Source organism: Paenibacillus sp. WLX2291 (assembly GCF_046603665.1).
Taxonomy (GTDB): Bacteria; Bacillota; Bacilli; order Paenibacillales; family Paenibacillaceae; genus Saccharibacillus.
Map to the genome: position 1 here is coordinate 2,442,588 of NZ_CP176755.1, position 21,808 is coordinate 2,464,395.

Here is a 21,808-nt window from a genome sequence, read left to right on the forward strand (position 1 = left end):
ACACTCAATCCCAGTAGGGACGAGTGCGCTTAGCTCGTGGTTCCACCCTTGTTCGATCTGTTTCCGTAGTGACATGAAGCAATGATCCTGATAGTTGCATCCATGCCCGCCCGAAAGCAGATCCTCATTGGCATCCGTTAACGAGGATGAATCGGCAAACCCTAGACATACGCAGCGGACAGCGACAGGTAATGTTACTTACGACAAACTGTCCGGCACATGTTCGGCATTGCAGCTACAGAGTGGTAATTCCTCAACCGTCGACTGGAGAAGTTCTCAGCAATCACTTCTCTCTCTGGACAGCGCATGAAGGGAATCCTGTCTCCGGTCATCGCCAAAATGTGTTATTGGTTCTCGATTATAGGAGTCGTTTGGAAAAAGGTCAAGAGGGGAATTGGAATTTATTTTTCAGAAGGAGTGTATGTGGAGATGAAAAGAGACAGGAATTTTCAAGAGAGATGATAACGTAAAAACGATTTTTCTAGTGAAGTTATAACAAGAGCAACAAGCGAAATTGTCCAGAAATGGTAAAGACAGAAAGCGAGCAAGCAGTTACAATAAAATAGGACACAGAAATATAAAATAGATAGAAACAAAGGGGAAATATGGCATGTTAGGTGAAGGTCTTATTTGGAAAACGGCAAGTAAAGTTGTACTGGCAGGCAGTCTGTTCGCAGCAGGCTTCCAGCCGATCAGTGTAAACGCAGCAGTAGCAGTACAAACAGCCAATACAACGTCGACAGCACAAGCGCAAAAGAGTGTAAGTGTTATACTCGACGGCAAAACATTAAGCGGTGTAAAAGCGTTTTACAAGGAAAACAAAGTATGGGTTCCGGTGCTATCGTTTAGCAAAGCGGCTGGCATGAAGATCCAGTATACGTATGAAGATGGGTTAAAAAAGTGGGAAATGTCGTATAAGCAGCATGCAATTACTAGCCAGTTAAACACGTTTTACCTATATGTAGAAACAGATGATGTATATCTGATGACTGAAGGCGGTAGCTTTTTTGAAAATTTGAAAGTGATAAAAGGGATAGTATATGCACCTATTGATGCATTGTCGGCGCTGGCACAGTATAACACGATATATAAAAAATCCAATCAAGCGCTATATGTAAATACTATTGGGAAAAGTCAGGATCAGTCGATTCGCAAGCTTGCCTTTGCTTATTTAAAGGATTATGAACATGTAAACCAAATGAATCTAAATTTGTACCATCCTAATTATTTGTATTGGCAGTACATCACGAAGTATCCAACATTCATGAGTTCAATCCAGCCTGGAGAATCTGGAAATTCAAAAGATTCAAAAGTTAAAGTGGATGGTATTCAGCTAAACTCTTTGATGTACAATAACAAAGCTACTAAAGCTCAACTTGAACTAAAATATACTATTTCAAATACAGCACTACCAGTACATTATGATGTTGATTCCACAGTATGGTTGAGCAAATTTCATGGCAATTGGACAGTTGAATTTATTCGTGACGGCTATACAACTCGAATCAATACAGATGTTTTACAAAAACAACAGAATATACAGCAAACACAACCTCAATTGGTTAATAAGATCAAAGAAGATGCTACGCAATATTACAATGCATGGACTAATAAAGATGCAAAGCTGGTAACTTACTGGACGAATATGAGTAATCAATTGCATGATGATGGAAAGCCATATAGCGAAGAGCAATTTCAAAAGGAAGTAAATGATTTATTTGCATATTCATATGTTGAAAGAGAGTTAAAGGAAATTGAAATTATCAATATTGATCATGATATAGCTCTAGTAATGAAAACAGAAAATAATTATGATGTTGCCCAATTTTATGAGGGAGAGCCTATCGTTCAGAAGAAATTGAGTCGATTCAAAATGATGGAGGATGGTAGATGGGTATTTGACAGCGATATTGATTACATTAACGAAGTAACAGCTGGAAATAGCGGATATGGTCCTGCTACTACAGAGCAATAAATGAACGTGCGTTGAAATTTTAAACAGGAGAGGATACCAAATGACACTTCATTGCTCTATTTTGGATGATTATCAAAATGTTGCGTTTTCGATGGCGGATTGGTCTGTGCTGGACGATCAAGTGGAAGTCAGAAACTACAATCAGTATTTTCAATCCGCAGATGAACTTATCCATGCTGTGCAGGATTGCGAAATTCTAGTCATTATGCGTGAGCGAACCAAATTTCCAGCGGACGTGTTACAGCGTCTGTCCTCTCTAAAGCTTCTCGTGACGACCGGGATGCGCAATGCGTCTATCGATCTACAGGCAGCACACCAACTCGGCATCACAGTATGTGGAACAGGTGGCAAAGGTGCAGCACCAACTGAGCTGACATGGGCACTCATTCTCGGAATTACGCGTCATGTGGTGCAGGAAAATAACGCTTTTCGCCAAGGCGATGCATGGCAGAGTACCATCGGCATTGGTTTGTATGGGAAAACGCTCGGTTTGATTGGACTGGGCAAAATCGGTAAAGCTATGGCAACAATCGCGCAAGCGATGGGCATGTCTGTGCTGGCATGGAGCCCCAATCTAACTGCTGAACGTGCGCAGGAAGCGGGTGTAACCTTGGCAACTTCCCTGCATGAATTGCTGCGTCAGAGTGATATTGTGTCAGTGCATATGGTGCTGAGTGAGACGACCCGGCATTTGCTTGGTAAGCAAGAGCTGGAGCAGATGAAACCAACCGCGTATTTGATCAATACTTCGCGATCTGGATTGGTTGACCAACAAGCGATGGTAGAAGCTTTACAGCAGCACACAATCGCGGGTGCAGGATTGGATGTATTTGACGAGGAGCCTTTACCACTGGATCATGTGCTACGGACATTACCTAATGTATTGGCAACACCGCATATTGGATATGTATCAGACGATAATTATCAGACATTTTATCAGGATGCGGTGGACGATATTGTGCAATTTTTGCAAGGAACGCCAGTAAGAGAGTTGAAGTAATTGCCGGAATATCCAAACTTTGAATCTCAACTATAAGCCACATGCAGCTTGTATTTGCATGTGGCTTATATTCGTATGTAGAACTTTTATTTACGTTTATACAACTCTCTATACTTAGATTAAAAAAATCAATACATGAAAAATTCACAATAGAAAACCACATATATGATACCTTGTTCATATGAACATTTGCACTGTATCGTGCACTCTACACCATAACAAAGTAACAATAGTGATAGTACTTCAAATGAAAAACAATACCAATCAATGCTATTTGCATCCAAGAACAATAGTATGCATTGAGTAAATGAACAGCGATACGATCCGTTGTTTGGAAGCAAGCCCTTATTTGCAAAATAAAACAAAGGATTCAACCTCTCCAATCGCAATTCCAATCGAAATACATCAATATACAAAGAGCAGAACGGCTTCTAGCCAGAAACCATCCTGCTCTTTTATCAGATTACGCTTGTCCTTGTCCTATATGCTGTTTAATAAACAATGCAGCCCGATCAAGTGCCTGATCTGCTTCGTCTAATGTACCTGTGAACGCTTGAAACACATGTGGAACATCAGCGGTAATATCCAGAATCACATCGACACCTGCCGCGCGTGCACGCTCTGCAAGCATAGTCGAATCGTCCAGCAGCAATTCATTCGTGCCAACTTGAAGTAATAATGGCGGGAAGCCTTCGAGCTTGCCATACGTAGCCGGACTGACCCATTCATGACGAGGGTCTTGCCCTGCAAGAAACATAGCATCTGTATGATCAAAGTTCTCACGGGCGAAGAATGGATCGACATCTGCCTTGCTGCTCATGCTGGCACCAGAGTGCGTTTTATCCAAACCTGCCGAAAAGGTAATCACTGCCGCGGGTATCGGTAAACCAGCATCGCGAGCCATCATACATACAGCAACAGCAAGTCCACCTCCTGCCGAATCGCCAGCGAGTACGATATCAGCTGCATTCGTTCCGTTTGCCAGCAATTCTCGATAAGCCGCAAGACCATCTTCCATCGCTGCTGGAAAAGGATGCTCCGGTGCTAACCGATAATCGAGCGATACCGCACGAATACCGGTTCGGCTCACCAGACTACCTGTCAGCGACATTGCGGTAGTTGGAGAACCGACAACATAAGAACCGCCGTGAAAATACAATATGATTCCGGCATGCGTATGTTGTTCATGATCCACCTGTATTGCCGGACGATTGCCAAGCGTAATCGGAGTTTGTGTAATCATAGTGGGCACATACATATTCGACATCAAAGCGGCGAATCCGGTACGCATTTGCTCTGGTGTTTGTGGGACGAAGGTGGCGGGGCGTTTTAGCTTTTGATTCAATTGGGTGCGTTGTTGTCGTGTCATGGATATACCTCCAGCATGAGTGATTTTGTACAATGCAGTGTATGCAATGCAGTATACTGCTTGTCATCTATATGCAGTATAGATCATAATAGTGACAGAAATTGTCGTAAATATTCATACATATAGAATCTATCCAGTTAACAGTGAAAGTGAAGTGAGCATATTGTCCAAATCAGATCTATCCAAAGCACAGCGATTGATGCAATTGATGATGGCAGTCAATCGCAAGCGACAGTTCAAAGTTCGTGAGCTGGCAGAAGAATTTGAAGTATCTACACGCACGATTTTGCGGGATTTGCAGGAATTGAGTGAACTGGGCGTTCCGCTGTATTCAGAAGTCGGTCCACATGGCGGCTACAAAGTACTGCGCGAACGTGTATTACCGCCTATTGCGTTTACCGAAGTGGAAGCGGTAGCGATGTTTTTTGCTTCTCATGCGCTTCGTCACTATTCATCTCTACCATTTGAAGATGAATCGGTGTCTGCACTGCGCAAGTTTTATTTACATTTACCGGGTGATGTACGAGACAGTATTGATCGTATGAAAAGTCGGCTTGATTTTACCGCGCCTACTAGGCGGCAAAATGCACCTTATTTGCCCCTGCTGTTAGAGGCGGCAGTAGCGCAAAAAGTGCTAGATATTACTTATGAGCCAGAAGATCGTGCCAGTAGCCAACGAGCGATTCAACCGGTATTCATATATACCAATCAGGGATTTTGGTATTGCTCGGCGTATTGCTTTTTGCGTCAAGGGTACCGCCTGTTTCGCTGTGATCGTATTCGAACGGCAGTGTATGATACATCCGGCTTGCAGCCATTGGAGTTAGAACCTTCGAGTAGTAGCGGCTGGTATGAGGAACCGTCTGTTCCACATTCATATCGTATTCAAGCCAAGCTGAGTCGACGGGCGGTGCAGCGTTGTGAAGCGGAGATGTGGATCTCACTGGATATACACGAAGATGGAAGCGGGCAATTGGATACAATGGTGCCAGAAGAGGAATTGAGCTTTTATGCTAATTTTTTCATTGGTTTAGGTACAGAGGTGATAGTCGAACAACCAACAGAGTTAAAAGATGAGATTCGTCAACAGTTGTCTGATCTGGCTGCACATTACAAATAACCCCAGCATAACAGCGATCGTACTGTTACACTGGGGCAGATTGGTATTATAAAATTGGGGATAACAGACGGGCGAACGATTCGACCACTTTGCGATACCATGGGCGATTCTCGTATGCTTCCAGTGTCAGCACATCACTATCACGAATATCTTGCAAGAACAATGCTTCCAATTGCTGTGCTGTCTCAGAATCGTATAAAACTGCATTGATTTCAAAGTTCAGCTTGTAGCTACGAATATCCATATTCGCGGTTCCGACCGAGGCGATTTTACCGTCGATGACCATCGTTTTGGCATGCAAAAATCCTTTATTGTACAAATAGCAATGCGCATCCAACTCCAACAGCTCCTGCAAATAGGAGTACGAAGCCCAATACACCATCAGGTGATCCGGTCGTTTGGGAATCATCAGATACACTTCCACACCAGATAAAATCGCCGATTTGATCGCTGTAATCATACTCTCATCTGGGATAAAATACGGTGTTTGAATCATAACGCTACGTTTCGCTTCATAGATCATTTTAATATAGGAGTACTTGATCGTTTCCAGACTGCTATCCGGTCCGCTGGAAATAATCTGCATGCCGATATTACCGGAAAATGGCTTGGATACAGCAAACAACGAATAATCCTGATTCATATGCGTATTCAGTGCCAGATGCCAGTCACGTAGAAAATGCGCCTGCATTTGCAAAATCGCTGAGCCTTCTACCCGCAGATGCGTATCGCGCCAGTAGCCGAACTTTTTCACATGACCGAGGTATTCGTCGCCAACGTTGAACCCGCCGATATACGCGCACTCGCCGTCGATAATAACAACTTTGCGGTGATTGCGATAATTCATTTTGAAGTTGATCAGCGGAATACTGGGCGGGAAGAAGGCAGCTGCATGACCACCCGCATCTACAAAATCTTTGAGAAACTTCTTATTCACTTTGGAGCTGCCCCACGCATCATAGATCAGCCGCACGGTAATGCCCTGTTTAGCCTTTTCCGTCAGAGCAGCCAATAGCTGACGACCAAGATCATCGCGTTGAATGATGTAATACTGGATATGAATATATTCTTTGGCACGCGCGATATCACGGAACAGTGCATCGAACTTTTTCAATCCATCTGAGAAAATTTGTACACTGTTGTCCTGGGTATAGAGCGAGTAATTGCTGATCAGATGCATATGCACCAGTTCATGATACTTGTTGATCGACTTATCATTGAAGCTGAATGTGTAGTTATCAAATTCGGCAAGTTGATCATTGACTGCCGATTCAATAATAGAACGGAATTCTTTGCGTAGCCGGAAACGCTTGACCCGGCTCAGATTCTGACCGAGGAACAGATACACGATAAAACCGACAATCGGGATAAATAGCAAGATCATCAGCCACGCCCATGTCGCTCCAATATTGCGACGTTCCAGAAAGACGATAAATAGCGCCAGAAATAAGTTGATTACAAGTAATATCCAGGAAAAATGCGAGTAAAAGGTCAACATTCCCAGCTTCCCACCTTAATTAAATTGTCCATCATAAATAAGCACTTTACCAACAGCATACCAAAAAATACAAGATCACACACTACATGTTTATCATTCATATTACAAAATGTGGTAAATAATGCATCGTCATCTTGAAATCATAACTTATTTGTCCATTTTTCATTGCATAAGCATCTATCGTAAACTATAATGATAATCATTATCAATTATGTTTTGCAGATATCATTTTATAACAAACTGCATGAGCAGTTATGTATACAGGGGGAGCTACATATGACACAACAAGGACAGCTGGAACTTTATGATGTAACGATTATTGGCGGTGGACCGGCAGGACTGTACAGTGCCTTTTATAGCGGGATGCGTGATATGAAAACCAAGATTATTGAATTCAATCCGACACTGGGTGGCAAAATTCTACTGTATCCTGAGAAAATCATCTGGGATGTAGGCGGCGTGCCACCAATCAGTGGTGCCGGACTCATCCAGAATCTGACGGAACAGGCGATGATATTTGAACCTACGGTTGTGTTAAACCAGCAAATCACTGGTTTGGAGCGACTGGAAGATCAGACATTGCTGCTTACATCTAGCACAGGTGAACAGCATCATACCCGCACAGTTATTCTGGCGCTAGGTCATGGCATTCCGAAAATGCGCAAGCTTGAGATTGAAGGCGCTGATCGCTACGAAGTGACCAATCTGCACTACACTGTGCAGGAGCTGTCGATTTTCAAAGATAAGCATATCGTTATTTCCGGTGGTGGAGATTCCGCGGTGGATTGGGCGAATGCGCTGCATCCGCTAGCTGCGAGCGTAACCGTTGTACACCGCAGAGAAGAATTCGGTGGTCACGAACGTAACGTAATCAGTATGAAGCAAAATTGCAAAGAGATCATTACATCTTATGAACTGACAGGTCTGCAAGGACAGGGCAGTCTAGTAGAGGAAATTACGATTTGTCATGTAGAAACGAAAGAAACACGTACACTTCCAGTAGATGCACTGATCGTCAACCACGGCATGACGAGCGATCTGAAACCGCTGCTGGATTGGGGTATGGAGCTGGGCGAATACAACAAGCCTGTCGTAGACGAACGTCGTCAAACGAGCATTCCGGGCGTCTTCGCCGCAGGAGACGTCGTTCAATATAACGGCAAATTGTATCTGATCAGTGGAGCACTCGTAGACGGTGCAACCGCAGTGAATAGCGCCAAGCAATATTTGGAGCCAGACGCTTATTCTCAGGCATATGTATCCTCTCACAACAAGAAATTTGAGGATAAAAACAAGGAATTGGAACAGCAGACAGCACGCGTATAATATCGTTGTTTGTAGATTGGTAATGACTGTAATGACTGTAATGACGGTCATGAATCGCTAACAATGTTACTCGTTTAGAAGTAATAAGGTCCGGTGGCTCAGGTATATGCCTGAATCGCCGGACTTTTTTGTTGAAAATCAAGCACAATCTTCTTGATGCAATGATCCCAAACCTTGTCATATAACCAAGTGAGTAGATAAGAATAATTGGCAAAATAAAATCAGACTGGTATGATACTTATTAGTGTGTTGAACAAAGTGAAAACGGGGGATTCATGATGACCTATAGTTATGTATCGCATTTGCAGTGTCCGGTTTGTCAAACACAGTATGATACGGAGCATATTCACCAGTTGTGCGCATGTGGTTCACCGCTGCTCGTGGAATATAATCTGGAACAGTTAAAACAACAAGTAAAACGCGAAGATATTCAGCAGCGTAATCCGGATCTGTGGCGGTATCACGAATTGCTACCAGTGAGCAGTTCAGAACATGTTGTTACATTAGGTGAAGGGATGACACCATTGTTGCATCTGCCTACACTTGGTGAGCGCTACGGCATCAACCATCTCTATATGAAAGATGAGAGCCTTGTTCCAAGCGGAAGCTTCAAGGCACGCGGTGCAGCTGTTGGTGTGTCCAAAGCATTAGAGCTAGGCGTGGAAGAATTTGCGATGCCGACGAACGGTAATGCAGGTGCAGCATGGGCATTGTACGCTGCCCGTGCGGGTATTCGTGCGACGATTGTAATGCCGCAGGATGCGCCGCAGATTACACGTAGCGAAGTTGCTCTGGCAGGCGCATCTCTTTTTCTAGTAGATGGATTGATCAGTGACGCTGGTAAAATGGTTGCCGAGAAAGTGAAGCAGGATGGCGTCTATGACGCTTCCACATTAAAAGAACCTTACCGAATCGAAGGCAAAAAAACGATGGGACTAGAAATTGCCGAGCAATTGGGCTGGCAAATGCCAGATGTGATTTTGTATCCAACTGGCGGCGGTGTAGGATTAATCGGTATTCACAAAGCATTGAAGGAATTGCAACAGCTTGGTTGGATTAGCGGTACATTGCCACGTCTTGTTGCGGTACAGGCAGAAGGCTGCGCACCTATCGTCAAGGCATGGGAGAAGCGGCAAGAACGCTCGGAATTCTGGGAGCAGTCGACAACGATTGCGTTTGGTATTAATGTACCTAAAGCGCTGGGGGATTTTCTTGTGTTGCGTGCACTATACGAAACGGATGGTGTTGGCATCGCGATATCTGATGCCGAGTTGTTAGAAGTACAGCGCGAAGTTGCTTCACTGGAAGGATCATTTGTCTGCCCGGAAGGTGCAGCCACCTTTGCAGCGGCGCGTAAGCTTGCCGCAGACGGCTGGATCAAACCTGATGAAACGGTTGTAGTACTCAACACGGGCGCAGGCATCAAATATCCAGACACTGTACAGACAGAAGCACCATTGCTGCAAATCGGTGACTCTATCGTTGGTCGCTAATTTTTATTCACTATTCGCAACATAACGGTGTGGAAATATCGTACACTCTATTTTTCATATCTCTGACATGGTACTCTAAAAGAACGAGAGCAGACACTGAAGCGGTACCATATATCGTTCCGCGTTCAGATTTTCAACCTGCAAGATCGGCTGTTATCTAATATAATAGCCGATTTAGAGAGTATAGGAGGATTCATGTCCTGGAGTAAATTGAAGCAACAACTGGAAGGGTTTCTTAGCCCGGCACTGGTCGGTAAAGTAGAATACCGGGCGACTAGCTACCGATATCTGCCTGACAAAGCGGGGAACTGTTATATTTCCGTCAACAAAAAGAACGTGTTGCAGATGAACGATGTGACTGGTCCGATTCGCTGGTATCAGTCAGAGCAAGAGATCAAGAGCGATCCTACTATTGATATTCCAGTTACAGCAGCAGACATCGAAGCTGTGCGTGTCACAATGGGCGAGAATGTTCCTGAAGATCGTTTACAGGTTATCGCACGGAATCGCAAAGTAACGGAATATGCCAAAGAAATGATAGTGTTGCAGGCAGCATTGAGCAAATCGAACTTTACAACTGCTTCGACACGATTTCTAGCTACATCGATAGAAGAAAGTCTAGAAAGTAGCGATATGATGCTAAATATACTAGCTCTGATCGATCGTAGAGTAGGCAAAAAGCGGATTCTCAATATGAGTCAGACAATCAAGCTGAAGCATCCTGCTGTGCAATATTTTTACGAATTGCGGCGTAGTTATTCCTAAATCGTTGCCACAAGATACACACAGCCACGTAAAATATTGTTGATGTTGATGTTGATGTTGATGTTGATGTTGATGTTGATGTTGATGTTGATGTTGATGTTAGTTTTAGTGATGGCGGTAGAATAAGAAGCGTTGTAGATGGCGCGTTTTATTTTATCGCCATCTTTTTGTTTTGCAAACTCGATGCATCTCTATGCCAGCAGAGTATCCACTCCACTTATTGACTCCACATCCAATCCCACTACATCATCTAATTCCTTGTTATAGAACGAAATAAATCGTTATCTATTATCATCTATGTAATTACATAACATTCATGGTATCCATACTCATTTCTATATTGACCTTAACGTTACGTCAATGATTATGCTAGTCATAGGCGGAACGGAAGATTGTCCATTCCGGTCATAATCATATCAAAACTAGAGGAGAATGCTGTGATGAGAATATGGATTAGAAATGCGATCATTATTACGATGGAAGACGGGGATACACCATTTAACGGCGATATAACGATTGAAGGCGATCGAATTACTGGATTGTATCGTGAAGAAGATGTTCATCAGCATCAACTATCTTCGCAACAGTTTGACCGCATGATTGATGCTAATCATATGATTGCAATGCCGGGGCTGATCAATGCGCATCAGCACAGTCCGATGAATCTGTTAAAAGCCTTTTCCGATGATCTGAAGCTGATGGATTGGTTGGAGCAGAAGATGTTTCCAGCCGAAGCACGTATGACCGCAGAAGATATTTACTGGGGTAGCAAAATGTCGATGGCAGAGATGATTCGTAGTGGTACAACGACATTTGCTGATATGTATATTCATATGAACGACATCGCTACTGCGGTAGAGGAGACGGGTATGAGAGCATCGCTGACGAGAGGGCTTGTATTTATCGACGATCAAGCACAGCAGCGCCTTGTTGAAGCGGTAGATTTGGTTGAGAAATGGCATCATGCAGCGGATGGACGAATCACAACTATGTTTGGACCGCATTCGCCTTATCTCTGCCCACCAGAACAATTGCGTCATGTGATTGAGCTGGCAGAGCAATATAAGCGCCCGATCCATATTCATTTGGGTGAAACGAAGGAAGAGGTCGCTATTATGCGCGAACGTTACAATCAGACGCCAACACAGTATTTGCATGAGCTGGGTCTATTTGAGAATGCACATATCTTGCTGGCACATGGTGTCCATTTGAATACGGAAGATATTCATGCGTTAACAGGTATGCGTGGCGGAGTGTCACACAATCCGGTTAGTAATCTGAAGCTGGGCTGCGGTATTGCCCCGGTCACGGAGTTGCAGCGTAACGGTATTACAGTCGGCTTGGGAACGGATGGTGCAGGGAGTGCAACAACGCTGGATATGTTTGCTGGTATCAAAACAGCGACATGGCTGCAAAAGCTGCATTACGGTGATCCCACTGTCCTACCAGCGTACAAGGCAGTACAAATGGCGACACTAGACAGTGCGAGGTTGCTTAATATAGATCATGAGACTGGGTCATTGCAAGTTGGCAAAAAGGCTGATGTTATCTTGATTGATCTGGATAAGCCGCATGTACAGCCTGTACATGAACCGGTATCCTTACTTGCTTATGCAGTACAAGGAAGTGATGTGCATACAACGATTGTAAATGGACAGATTCTAATGGATAACCGTGAACTGGTCACTATGGATGAACAACTCGTGTTAGCAGAAGGCAAACAGCGGGCAAAGCGTATCGTAGAGGGTGTCTAATATTGGCGTGTGTGATTGTTGAAGCAGTCATGACATTTTACATTACATTTACACTGGTTTTACACAGAGTTGATATATGTCATGAACTGCTTTACAATTTTACAGGAAATCACACACGACAATACATACGCTGATTGCTTGATCAGCGGAGGGGAGTACATCATTGACTATGGAGCACATGGACGAATGGTTGTTTTTATGGATTAACGGTGGGGCAGAACAATTGGTATTTTTGAATCCGCTGATGATCTTTTTATCCAAATATGCGGTTCTGTTCTTTATGATCGGAGCGCTCGTATACTGGTTTACGAGAGCACGGGATAATCGGCGTATGATTGCGGAAGCGCTGTTGTCTGGGTTAATTGGAGTTACGGTAAACTGGATAATTGGAGAGATCATATACAGGGACAGGCCGTTTGTTACGCTGCACGCCATTCAACTGGTCGGTCATGAAGCCAATGCTTCGTTTCCTAGCACACATTCCCTTGGCGCATTTGTTGTTGCGATGACGATCTGGCAGTTCCGTCGTCGTGCAGGCTGGGTATGGCTGATTCTGGCTGCTGGTATCGCGCTCGGACGCGTCTGGACAGGTGTGCATTATCCAGGTGACGTGTTGGCAGGCGCATTGATTGGTATGCTGATCTCGGTGCTGGTGCATCGTTTGTTCACCCGCATCTCGCTGGCAAGCAATCTGATGGAGTTAGGCATTTACTGGTACGAACGAATGGAAAATAAAGTGTGGCCGCGTGCCAGCTACCGAAATCGTTAACTGAACGTATACAAAAAGAGCGCATCCTGCTATCAAAGCGGATGCGCTCTTTTGTATGTGATTGATTGGAATGCAGGATTAGCGTGCTTCCTGTGTATTTTTGACCATTTTAACAAGCATATGCGCCAGCTTGTGACGTTGTTCCTCGTCTCCCACTTTCCACAATTCATATAGCAGTTTCTCTTCACTGTTTTGTGGCTGCTCATGGGTAGCAAGATAATCGGCGATTTTTTGTGTAAGCTTGGCAATATTTTCTTCACTTAATCCAATAATTTCTGCCATGTGGATACGTTTGCTCAGATACGAACGGAACGACTCAAAATCATCCAAGATCTGCTTTTTCTGCTCATCACTGATTCGATTTAATGCCGCTTCGACTTTGTCTGGTTCGACCTGCCCCGATTTGTTCACAATATGATCTTGTTCTGACATGATGTACTCCTCCTCGGTGTCTGTTAATGGCTTTGCTTCTACGTATTTAACCGAAAAAAATGAAATCAATCCTATATTTATCTTTGGATCAAATAAATATCGATTACATTATGTTATAAGCATTTTCAGGCGTGTATTATTGATACTTAATCATAGTTAGGGCTAGATTTTAGAACCTGGTATTAATTTTGTAAATGAGTATTAACATTATTGCAACCAATTCAGCGAAAACAGGGTGTATAGTGGAGTAACAAAGCAAGCAATTCTATATCTCATTCGTTCCTAAACGATAAGACGTAAATACGAATTGGAAAATTTTTGAATGGTTCTTGCGTAAAGGTTTCTGGTTAATAACTTCTACACAGCAATCCATCATTGTACATATCGTACAGTGTGAATGCTGTAGCAAAGATCACAGAATATTGCCGGGCTTTGCAACAATTTGGGCGGATTGGTCGTTAGTAATAAGAACGACAATCATCCGCACAGACAATGTCAACATAAGTACATTGCAAATGGTAAGCGAGTTTCCTGACATTTCGTCAGACCAACCGGCCATTTAGAGAAGGGGAGATGCAGCGATGATGAAAACAATGATGGGAATACTAGGAGCAGGTGCTGCTTCTTTAATCTTTCTGACTTCGGGAAGTCTGGCAACAGGGAATACCGTAGATTCCACTACCAATGTCGCACAGGCGGCAACAGTAACCACGAGCGTTTACAAAGACACGTACAGCAGTACAACACCTGCTGACGGTACGTATACGGTATTTATTAATGATATTAAGCGTGATTCCAACGGTCAGTACAATCTAACCATTGATCCAATTAACTGGTACACTGGCGATGAAGCCAACAAAATCTTCGTCAAAGAAAATCCAGACAGTGGTCTGGACGGTGCACCAGATGGATATTACATCACGAATACAGATACCACCACATATCAATATGAAGCTCCAACCAGTGCTCAAGTATTGATGCAGATTTATGATCATACAGGCAACTGGGAAGACATCGACATCAACTGGAATGAGTCGATTACAATGTCCAAGCTGAATGCTATTTTCCAAAAACCGGATCTGCTCGATCCAACCGTTTTCCCTTATCATGTCACAGTGAAAAACGGTGAAATTGTCAAAGTCGTACAGCAATATATCCCTTAAATCACATTTATGACTGTACCGGGCATTATGCATTATCAAACTAATTAACCATTGATCCAAGGGATTGCTGTTCCGGTGCAAGTTGCATGACCGGCGTAGCAGTCCCTTTTTGCATAGTGGCTATGTGTGAATCAAGGAAGAGCGGCGATATTTTATTCGCTGCTCATTATCTGGTATGATGCTAATGGATGTTGTTTTGCCTGGTTGCTGAATTTGAAGCAACTTTTGGCGATGTGATGCGTTACACTATTGAGGAGGTGCATTTACGATGCAACGAAATAACCAATCATGGATGAAACGGAGTCCACTGGCGATTCTGCTGCTGCTCGGGGTGATTCTGCTCGCGGCATGTGGCAACAATCAATCCCAGCAACCTGCGGCAGCGCCTGCCGAGAATGGCAGTACGAGCACTGATACAGAAGTGACACAACCGCAGGATAACACAGAAACGACTCCTGCTGACAACGGTTCTACTGGAGAAGACAATATGGCATCTCCTGAAACGAATGAAGGTACGAGCAGTGAAGGTACAACCGAAGGCACTACAGATACCACTACTGGAGATGACCAAATGGCAACTCAAGTCGCAACCGGTACATTTTCTGGTCTGGCTGATGAGCACTCCGCTGAAGTCATGGTAGACGGTAGCCCGGTCGTTTATCAACTCGATGACAGCGTCCGCGATGCTGCCAACAAGCTGAAAGAAGGCTCCGAGATTACGTTCAAGTATACCGAAAAAGCGATTCCCGGCGATGCTACAACTAAGCTGAGAACGATCGTTGAACTGGAAAGCAAATAATGAAGGCATAACAAAAGCCCGACTGCGGATCGTGATGATTCGTAGTCGGGCTTTTTGCATACATGTTAGATTGAGTGTTGTAGGAAATAATGTTTTTATTACAAGCGAAGCGACAGATAAAATTTAGTTGATCTAGTTGATCTAGTTGATCTAGTTGATCTAGTTGATCTAGTTGATCTAGTTAAATCGTATGCTCCATTTTGCCAGGTTTACGCGATACGAGACGCACCAGATCGATCGTCAGGAACGGCAGCTGCATGCCTGCCGGGTAAGCGAGATAACGTGCTTCCCATTCGGGTGAGAATTTCTCTTTGTAGCGGCGTAGCCCTTCAAAGCCGTACCAGTGTCCGCCGTATTGGAATACGAGTCGTGCAAGTTTTTCCTCGCGATGGGCATTGGCATTTTCACCGACGCTGGATAAGGGAGACATGCCCAGATTAAAGTAGGCATAACCGGATTCTTTTGCCCATTCGATCAGGCGGACGAATAATACATCCATCGTACCGTTTGGCGTTTCGTTCAGATGACGCATCAGATCAATCGAAACGATCCGGTTATTGTCGTATGCTGGTGCCAGTGTAGCAAAGGCGAGAATACGACCACTGGCTTCACGTAGCAGCGCAATCGGTGCGCGCTGGAGATACGATTCATGAAACCAGCCAAGAGAGTAGGCTTTTTCCTTACGATCGCCCAGCCATTCGTTGGAGATTAATCGCAATTCGCTGATCAATTCAGCCGAGAATGGCGGTTGCAGAACCTCGAACAGCTGTCCTTCACGTTCAGATTTATTTTTGGCAGTACGTAGTCCTTGATTGCTTTTGCCAGATAGGGTGAATTTGTCTAGCGGCACCAAGGCTTCCTCACCAAGCTTGAAGAAGTTATAACCATTCTCGTGGTAAATGGACAGATACTCTGGTGCTGCTTGGTAGAATACAACGGTTAGTGCAAAATGATCGGCATAGCGTTGAAACTCCTGAATGGCAGCGCCAGCCAGTGACTTGTCACCAATCGGATCGCCCAGCACGACCAGCTTATCACGGACACGAGAGTAAGGAATCAGAATCTTGCCTTCTTGTGCCCAGTATAATGTTTTGTCACCTAGATAGAGTAGATGACTAAGCAGATTCCCCTGTTGATTTTGCAAAAATTCATTTAATTTATCTAACTGCTCGGCATCTGGCAAATCTTCTACATGTCGGTTAGGACGAAGAGCGAAGATTGCTGCCAGTACGATCAGTGCGCTAATAAAAGCAATCACTGCTGTTACGGCATACTCATGCGGATCAAGGAACCATTGCTGTGCTCGTGCAGGCAGATGGCGCAGTAGTGAAGGATGAATCTGCGAACCAACGAGATAGTAGCAGAGTGACGAGATAAAGGCGAGTATGACCCACACACCGATACTGCGTGGCGACAAGCTGGCACTTTCCCGATTAAATTTGGCACGGGACACCCAGAGGATGATCGCGACAATCATCAAAATGATCGCTTCTTCATAATCAAAGCCCTTGGCAAATGTAAATACCGCACCCGCAATGAGTAGCCCTGCCGTCCATACAAAGGCGCGGCGGATACGCAGCGAAATGCCGCGCGAGACGATAATCAGCATAATACCGATTACAACCGATAATTGCTCAGAAAGACGCATAATTGGCAAAGACAGAATATTTTCCATAAATCGCATACGTTCGATCAAGCCCGGTGTCGCTGCGGATAGCAACAAGATGATTCCGCTCGCAAGTACAAGCTTGCCGAGCGCCCATGCACCCAGATCACCGAGCAGACCAAATTGCGAAGGCCAGCCCCAGAATTTGGTCCACGCATTACGCGATGAATCCAGCCCGTTTGTAACCATATCCTTCATCTGTCGGCGGCTTGGAGTAATCTCAAAGGCTGCCAATACAAGACCGATTAACCAAGGAATCAAGAAGTAGAACATTCGGAACAATACGAGTGCTGTAATCGCACGCGTTGAATCGACACCGATCGTTTGCAGACCGAGTAGTGCTGTCAAATCGAATGCGCCGATACCACCTGGCGCCATACTGATAATTCCGGCAATGGCAGCGACCACATAGATTCCGATTGCAGTTGCAAACGGCAGATGATCCAGATCATGATACAGAATTAGCCAGAATAATACAGCCGCACACGCCCATTCCAGAAACGACGCACCGACCGAAGCGATTACGATGCTCCACGGCAGCTTGCCTTCGCCTTCTTTGTGGAACCATTTGGCGAATAAGGAGGAGCGCTGCATTAATAGGAAAAATGGCAAATACAGCGATACGCCCCAGACGGCAAATCGCAACCATGGATGTGCATCAAACATCGGCTCTACCGGGAAAATGCCGATAATCGTCAGCCAACCGAGTAGGGACAAACCAACCAGAATGATGGGCGATAGAAATAAAATGGCAGACCCCATCGTTTTGATCGGTACACCGCTCTTTTTGTATAGAATGGCACGTAGACCAACGCCAGTTAGACCAGCAAATCCAATCATGTTATTGAATGTATTGGCGATCCATGCGTAGCGGAAGGCAGCCTTCCATTCTACATCCAATTTAAAATGCTTGCGTAGCAAATAATCATAAGTACTCATCGCCGACACAGCGATGAAGGAAGCCAGTGAGATTTGAATAATTGCCGACACCGGCATACGGTGCAGCTCAAATAATACACGGCCCAGATTAATATGTTCAATTTCTTTGCGTCCTTGGATAATAATGATCACCAAAATAATAATGGGGATCAGAATTTTGATAATACGCGCTCTGAATAGAGCTGTCATCAGTTGAAGTATTTTAAGCTTGCGCAGCGTTTCTCTCATGTGATTATGAACTCCACCTTTGTCGATATAATGGGCGATTGCTGGATGATTCCATGATCGGAATTACGGTCTCTGCGTTGTCAAAAATCGCATTTACCCGGATCTGCTCAGATACTACATCGGTATATTGTGGAGCATTCATAAATGCTTTCCAAATAAATCCCATTACTATTGTATAACACCATTCGGATAAAGTTAAATGCGTTTACAGCAAAAAAGACGCCATCGCCGATAGAAATGCACATGCTCTATCATAAGGGAGGACGTCTTGTTATAGGATACAGGAATGTCATAAATGAGAATGCTGCGGCTAACTACGCTGTAAGTGAAGCTATTCAGAGATATTGTCGACCTTGGTATCAGGCTGATAGGACGTTTGAAAGTCTTCGTAATTGAAGTCAATCATCATGCCCATAGAAGCGTGATGAAGCTCATGACAATGGAGCATCCAGTTGCCTGGATTGTTTGCGAGCAAGGCGATTTCGTACGTTTCTCCAGGTCGTACATTGAGTGTATCTTTCCATACTGGAGCACCGGAAGCCGCTTTGCCATTACGGGATAGCACCTGAAATACATGACCATGCAGATGCATCGGATGATCTTCATTACCGGAAGGAGCAGACAAGGTGATGTGTACCGTATCGCCCGTTTTGACAGTCAATGCTTTGAGATGGTCGTAGGATTCATCATTGATCGTATATGTCATTTTGCCATCGCTAACGCCCATAGACAGCTTGAGATCGTAATTGCGATCATATTTCTGATTTAATGTAAATGTGGAAGCTGTTGGTTGTCCATAATTCATTAGATCCAGCTCTGACCAACGGGATACGTTAGCTGCTGTTAGATTCTGTTGCTGACGCTTCACTTCATCAATGACTTGCTGCTGATTAGGCTGCTGCCCACGATCAGATACCACAATCGGCAGACGCATAGAGCGGGCAAAGTCGGAATCGCCCACAGCTCCGATAGGAGCTACACCGTTGTCCGTAGCGGTAAAAGCGAGATCATACCGTTCGCCCGGAGCGATACGTAGCAGCCCTTTATTTAACGTCTGCGGCTGATAAATTTCTTCTCCATCTGTAGAGACGACAGTATAGGAAGATAGCGGAATGTACAACAATTGAGTCATATTACCTGCATTGACGAAGCGTAGACGTACATGCTGACCGTTGTTCACATATAGCGGATCAATTTGATCACCGCTGCGTCCATTAATCGTATACAGATTGTACGCACCCATATTGCTATTCAGCGCTGCCGTATTAGATTCCGTATTTGCCGGATGAGTATTAGGATCATTCCATTCGTCCAATACAAATGTTCGATCCACATCGGCAGTTGATGGTTGTTTTGGATGAACAACGAATGTACCATATAATCCGCGACCGATCTGATTCAAGCTATCCTGATGCGAATGATACCAATACGTGCCAGCGTGCAGCGCTTGAAAAGTATACGTAAATGTTTGGCCCGGCTCAACAGCATCCTGCGTCACACCAGGAACACCATCCATATCGTTAGGTAGAACAACACCATGAAAATGAATCGATACCGGCACGTCCAGCTTGTTTTTCAAATGAACGGTAACGATATCGCCTTCTGTAACTTCGATTTGTGGACCAGGTACGGAGTTGTTGAATGTCCATACCGGCAAGTATTTTCCTTTTTCTACTTCCAGATACGAAGATTGTGCTGTTAATGTAACTTCCTTGCCATTCACAATCTGTTGATCTGTAGTGATGCTGTTCGGAGTCGTAGACTGGCTGCCTTCCGGTGCAGCCATATTGCTCATATCGCCATGACTCATCGTATGACCGGACGTTGCTGTGGCTGCATCCGTTTGTGTAAGAGAAGAATCGCTTGAAGTCGTTGACTGATGATGAGTATGACCGGTGTCGGCAGAGCTGGAAGATGATCCGCTGCATGCACTAAGAACCGCAATCATGCATAACCCCAGCACAACATATGAAAAATAAGAATAAAGCCGCAGTGGCTGAATGAATGTATATTTCAATGCAAATCTCTCCCAGATTCAGAATAAACAACAAAAAGGGACACAGAGTCTTATTTTATTATGCCGTAACCTGAGTGGATGTAGGTCTAATGGAATTGTCGGTTTGTTGACGATTGCATCTTATCGTCTATCTGCAATTGATGACAAAAATGTTATAATTTGAGCTTGGTAAGTGTTTTATTTGATATTGTACTGTTTAATAATGGTGCACATGTCTCAAACGTGAAGAGATTCACAGGATATGCATTTGTTTGCAAACGGTAATAATATACCAAACAAAGGAGGGAAAAGGTACACCCACACATAGAGTTCTGAGCCGAATACTTAGCAGCACGATTCAGCAACCAAGAACATATAACTAACACCCATATAAACGGAGGTAGATGATAATTATGATTACCATGTCCAAAAAAGCTTCATTTATGCTGGCTGCATCCATTCTGGCGAGTGGAGGTAGTCTGTTTGCTGCGCCAAGCGCACATGCAGCAATTCAGTCCAATGTGGTGACAAACGATATCGCGTGGACTAACACATCCGCACCGGCTGCACCTACGAATGTAGCTGCGCGTTCTGGTTCTAATCAAGTCGTATTGACTTGGTCTCCAGTTGAAAATGCAAGCAGTTATGAAGTACGCCGTTACGATGTGATCAACAACACGTATAATAGTGTACAATCCAATACGTATACTGTACTGACTACAGGTGTCACAGATGCAGTATATGCGGATACATCTGTAACGAATGGCGAAGTGTACGGCTATGTAGTCAATGCAGTATTGGCTGACGGTCAAGTGACGCAAATGTCTTCACCTGTTGTAGGGACTCCAGTTACTCGCTCTGGCAATGTAAAACAGTCACTCATTTTGCAATACAAAGCTAACGGTAGCGGTTCCGGTGCGATTCGTCCAACGATCAATATCATGAACACTGGTACAGAAGATGTAAACTTGAGCGATATTCGCGTGCGTTACTACTTCACTGGCGGTAACGGTCTGACTGCACGTGATATATCGATAAACAGCGTACCGTTCAGCACTAACAATGTAGAGGCTCATATCGTTAATATGGAGCAACCACAAGCTGGAGCAGATAGCTACGTAGAATTGATCTTCAATGCTGAAGCAGGTATTGTTCCTGCTGGTGGAGATAGCGGAGATATTAGCTTCACAGTACAGAGAACATCTGGCGGTAACTCTTCGTCCGATTACTCTTACAGCGACAACACATCTATGGCAGATAACAACAAAATCGTTGTTTACTATCAAGGTGGTCCAGTATGGGGCTCTGATCCGGGTGTAACCGAAGAACAATAATACGACCATCGGTACTATGCGAATGGTAATACACAAATCGTTGCATCATATAAGGATTCATGCGTAGCATGGTGGAAGATATAAAACGCGATACAACATGCAAACGAATCATAGAGCGGAAGTCGGATCACCATTGTAGCGGCAATGGTGATCCAACTTCCGCTTTTTGTATTCTATATTTT

At 44.3% G+C, this 21,808-nt stretch carries 16 protein-coding genes; 11 read left to right on the plus strand and 5 right to left on the minus strand.

Translation table 11 applies throughout. The annotated features are described in order from the left end of the window. Nucleotides 1–610 precede the first annotated feature (610 nt). Nucleotides 611–1,975, plus strand: a complete 1,365-nt coding sequence (locus ACDE64_RS10545) for a hypothetical protein (protein WP_411349966.1) — start codon at nt 611–613, stop codon at nt 1,973–1,975. A gap of 40 nt (nt 1,976–2,015) precedes the next feature. Continuing rightward, complete coding sequence (locus ACDE64_RS10550; RefSeq protein ID WP_411349967.1) at nt 2,016–2,975, plus strand: D-2-hydroxyacid dehydrogenase family protein; 960 nt, start codon at nt 2,016–2,018, stop codon at nt 2,973–2,975. 463 nt (nt 2,976–3,438) lie between these two features. Here the strand turns inward: ACDE64_RS10550 and ACDE64_RS10555 are convergent, their stop codons facing one another. Continuing rightward, nucleotides 3,439–4,344, minus strand: coding sequence for an alpha/beta hydrolase (locus ACDE64_RS10555; RefSeq protein WP_411349968.1), 906 nt, complete (start codon nt 4,342–4,344; stop codon nt 3,439–3,441). 199 nt (nt 4,345–4,543) lie between these two features. Here ACDE64_RS10555 and ACDE64_RS10560 point away from each other — a divergent pair, with 199 nt between their 5' ends. Then, on the plus strand, nt 4,544–5,464 hold the full coding sequence (locus ACDE64_RS10560) for a helix-turn-helix transcriptional regulator (RefSeq protein WP_411350266.1): 921 nt from the start codon (nt 4,544–4,546) through the stop codon (nt 5,462–5,464). Between the two features lie 46 nt (nt 5,465–5,510). On the opposite strand, the gene cls is transcribed toward ACDE64_RS10560, so the two are convergent. Then, a complete protein-coding gene (cls, locus tag ACDE64_RS10565) occupies nt 5,511–6,962 on the minus strand; it encodes a cardiolipin synthase (RefSeq protein ID WP_411346418.1) in 1,452 nt (483 codons plus the stop codon). A gap of 276 nt (nt 6,963–7,238) precedes the next feature. Between cls and ACDE64_RS10570 the strand changes: the two genes are divergently transcribed. The 5 genes from ACDE64_RS10570 (at nt 7,239) to ACDE64_RS10590 (ending at nt 13,069) form a co-directional block, all read left to right on the plus strand. After that, nucleotides 7,239–8,288, plus strand: a complete 1,050-nt coding sequence (locus tag ACDE64_RS10570; protein ID WP_411346419.1) for an NAD(P)/FAD-dependent oxidoreductase — start codon at nt 7,239–7,241, stop codon at nt 8,286–8,288. 278 nt (nt 8,289–8,566) lie between these two features. Then, the gene (locus tag ACDE64_RS10575) at nt 8,567–9,781 is read left to right on the plus strand and encodes a threonine synthase (RefSeq protein ID WP_411350267.1); all 1,215 of its coding nucleotides are present in this window, start codon (nt 8,567–8,569) and stop codon (nt 9,779–9,781) included. A 195-nt stretch (nt 9,782–9,976) separates the two neighbouring features. Then, nucleotides 9,977–10,546, plus strand: coding sequence for a hypothetical protein (locus ACDE64_RS10580; RefSeq protein WP_411349969.1), 570 nt, complete (start codon nt 9,977–9,979; stop codon nt 10,544–10,546). Nucleotides 10,547–10,986: 440 nt separating this feature from the next. Next, entirely contained in the window at nt 10,987–12,300 is a 1,314-nt protein-coding gene (locus tag ACDE64_RS10585) for an amidohydrolase (protein ID WP_411349970.1), read from the plus strand. A gap of 169 nt (nt 12,301–12,469) precedes the next feature. After that, the gene (locus ACDE64_RS10590; protein ID WP_411350268.1) at nt 12,470–13,069 is read left to right on the plus strand and encodes an undecaprenyl-diphosphatase; all 600 of its coding nucleotides are present in this window, start codon (nt 12,470–12,472) and stop codon (nt 13,067–13,069) included. A 78-nt stretch (nt 13,070–13,147) separates the two neighbouring features. Here the strand turns inward: ACDE64_RS10590 and ACDE64_RS10595 are convergent, their stop codons facing one another. Then, nucleotides 13,148–13,501: a DUF3243 domain-containing protein gene (locus ACDE64_RS10595; protein ID WP_411346422.1), complete on the minus strand. Its 354-nt coding sequence runs from the start codon at nt 13,499–13,501 to the stop codon at nt 13,148–13,150. A 581-nt stretch (nt 13,502–14,082) separates the two neighbouring features. Between ACDE64_RS10595 and ACDE64_RS10600 the strand changes: the two genes are divergently transcribed. Both ACDE64_RS10600 and ACDE64_RS10605 read left to right on the plus strand, forming a co-directional pair. Further along, nucleotides 14,083–14,664: a hypothetical protein gene (locus ACDE64_RS10600; protein ID WP_411349971.1), complete on the plus strand. Its 582-nt coding sequence runs from the start codon at nt 14,083–14,085 to the stop codon at nt 14,662–14,664. Between the two features lie 268 nt (nt 14,665–14,932). Then, entirely contained in the window at nt 14,933–15,463 is a 531-nt protein-coding gene (locus tag ACDE64_RS10605) for a hypothetical protein (RefSeq protein WP_411346424.1), read from the plus strand. Between the two features lie 181 nt (nt 15,464–15,644). Here ACDE64_RS10605 and mprF read toward each other — a convergent pair whose 3' ends face one another. Continuing rightward, nucleotides 15,645–18,296 (minus strand): bifunctional lysylphosphatidylglycerol flippase/synthetase MprF, encoded by a 2,652-nt coding sequence (gene mprF / locus ACDE64_RS10610; protein WP_411349972.1) that lies wholly within the window; start codon nt 18,294–18,296, stop codon nt 15,645–15,647. 331 nt (nt 18,297–18,627) lie between these two features. Then, nucleotides 18,628–20,244 (minus strand): multicopper oxidase family protein, encoded by a 1,617-nt coding sequence (locus ACDE64_RS10615; protein ID WP_411349973.1) that lies wholly within the window; start codon nt 20,242–20,244, stop codon nt 18,628–18,630. Nucleotides 20,245–20,705: 461 nt separating this feature from the next. On the opposite strand from ACDE64_RS10615, the gene ACDE64_RS10620 reads away from it, so the two are divergent. Next, on the plus strand, nt 20,706–21,626 hold the full coding sequence (locus tag ACDE64_RS10620; RefSeq protein WP_411346427.1) for a cellulose binding domain-containing protein: 921 nt from the start codon (nt 20,706–20,708) through the stop codon (nt 21,624–21,626). Nucleotides 21,627–21,808 lie beyond the last annotated feature (182 nt).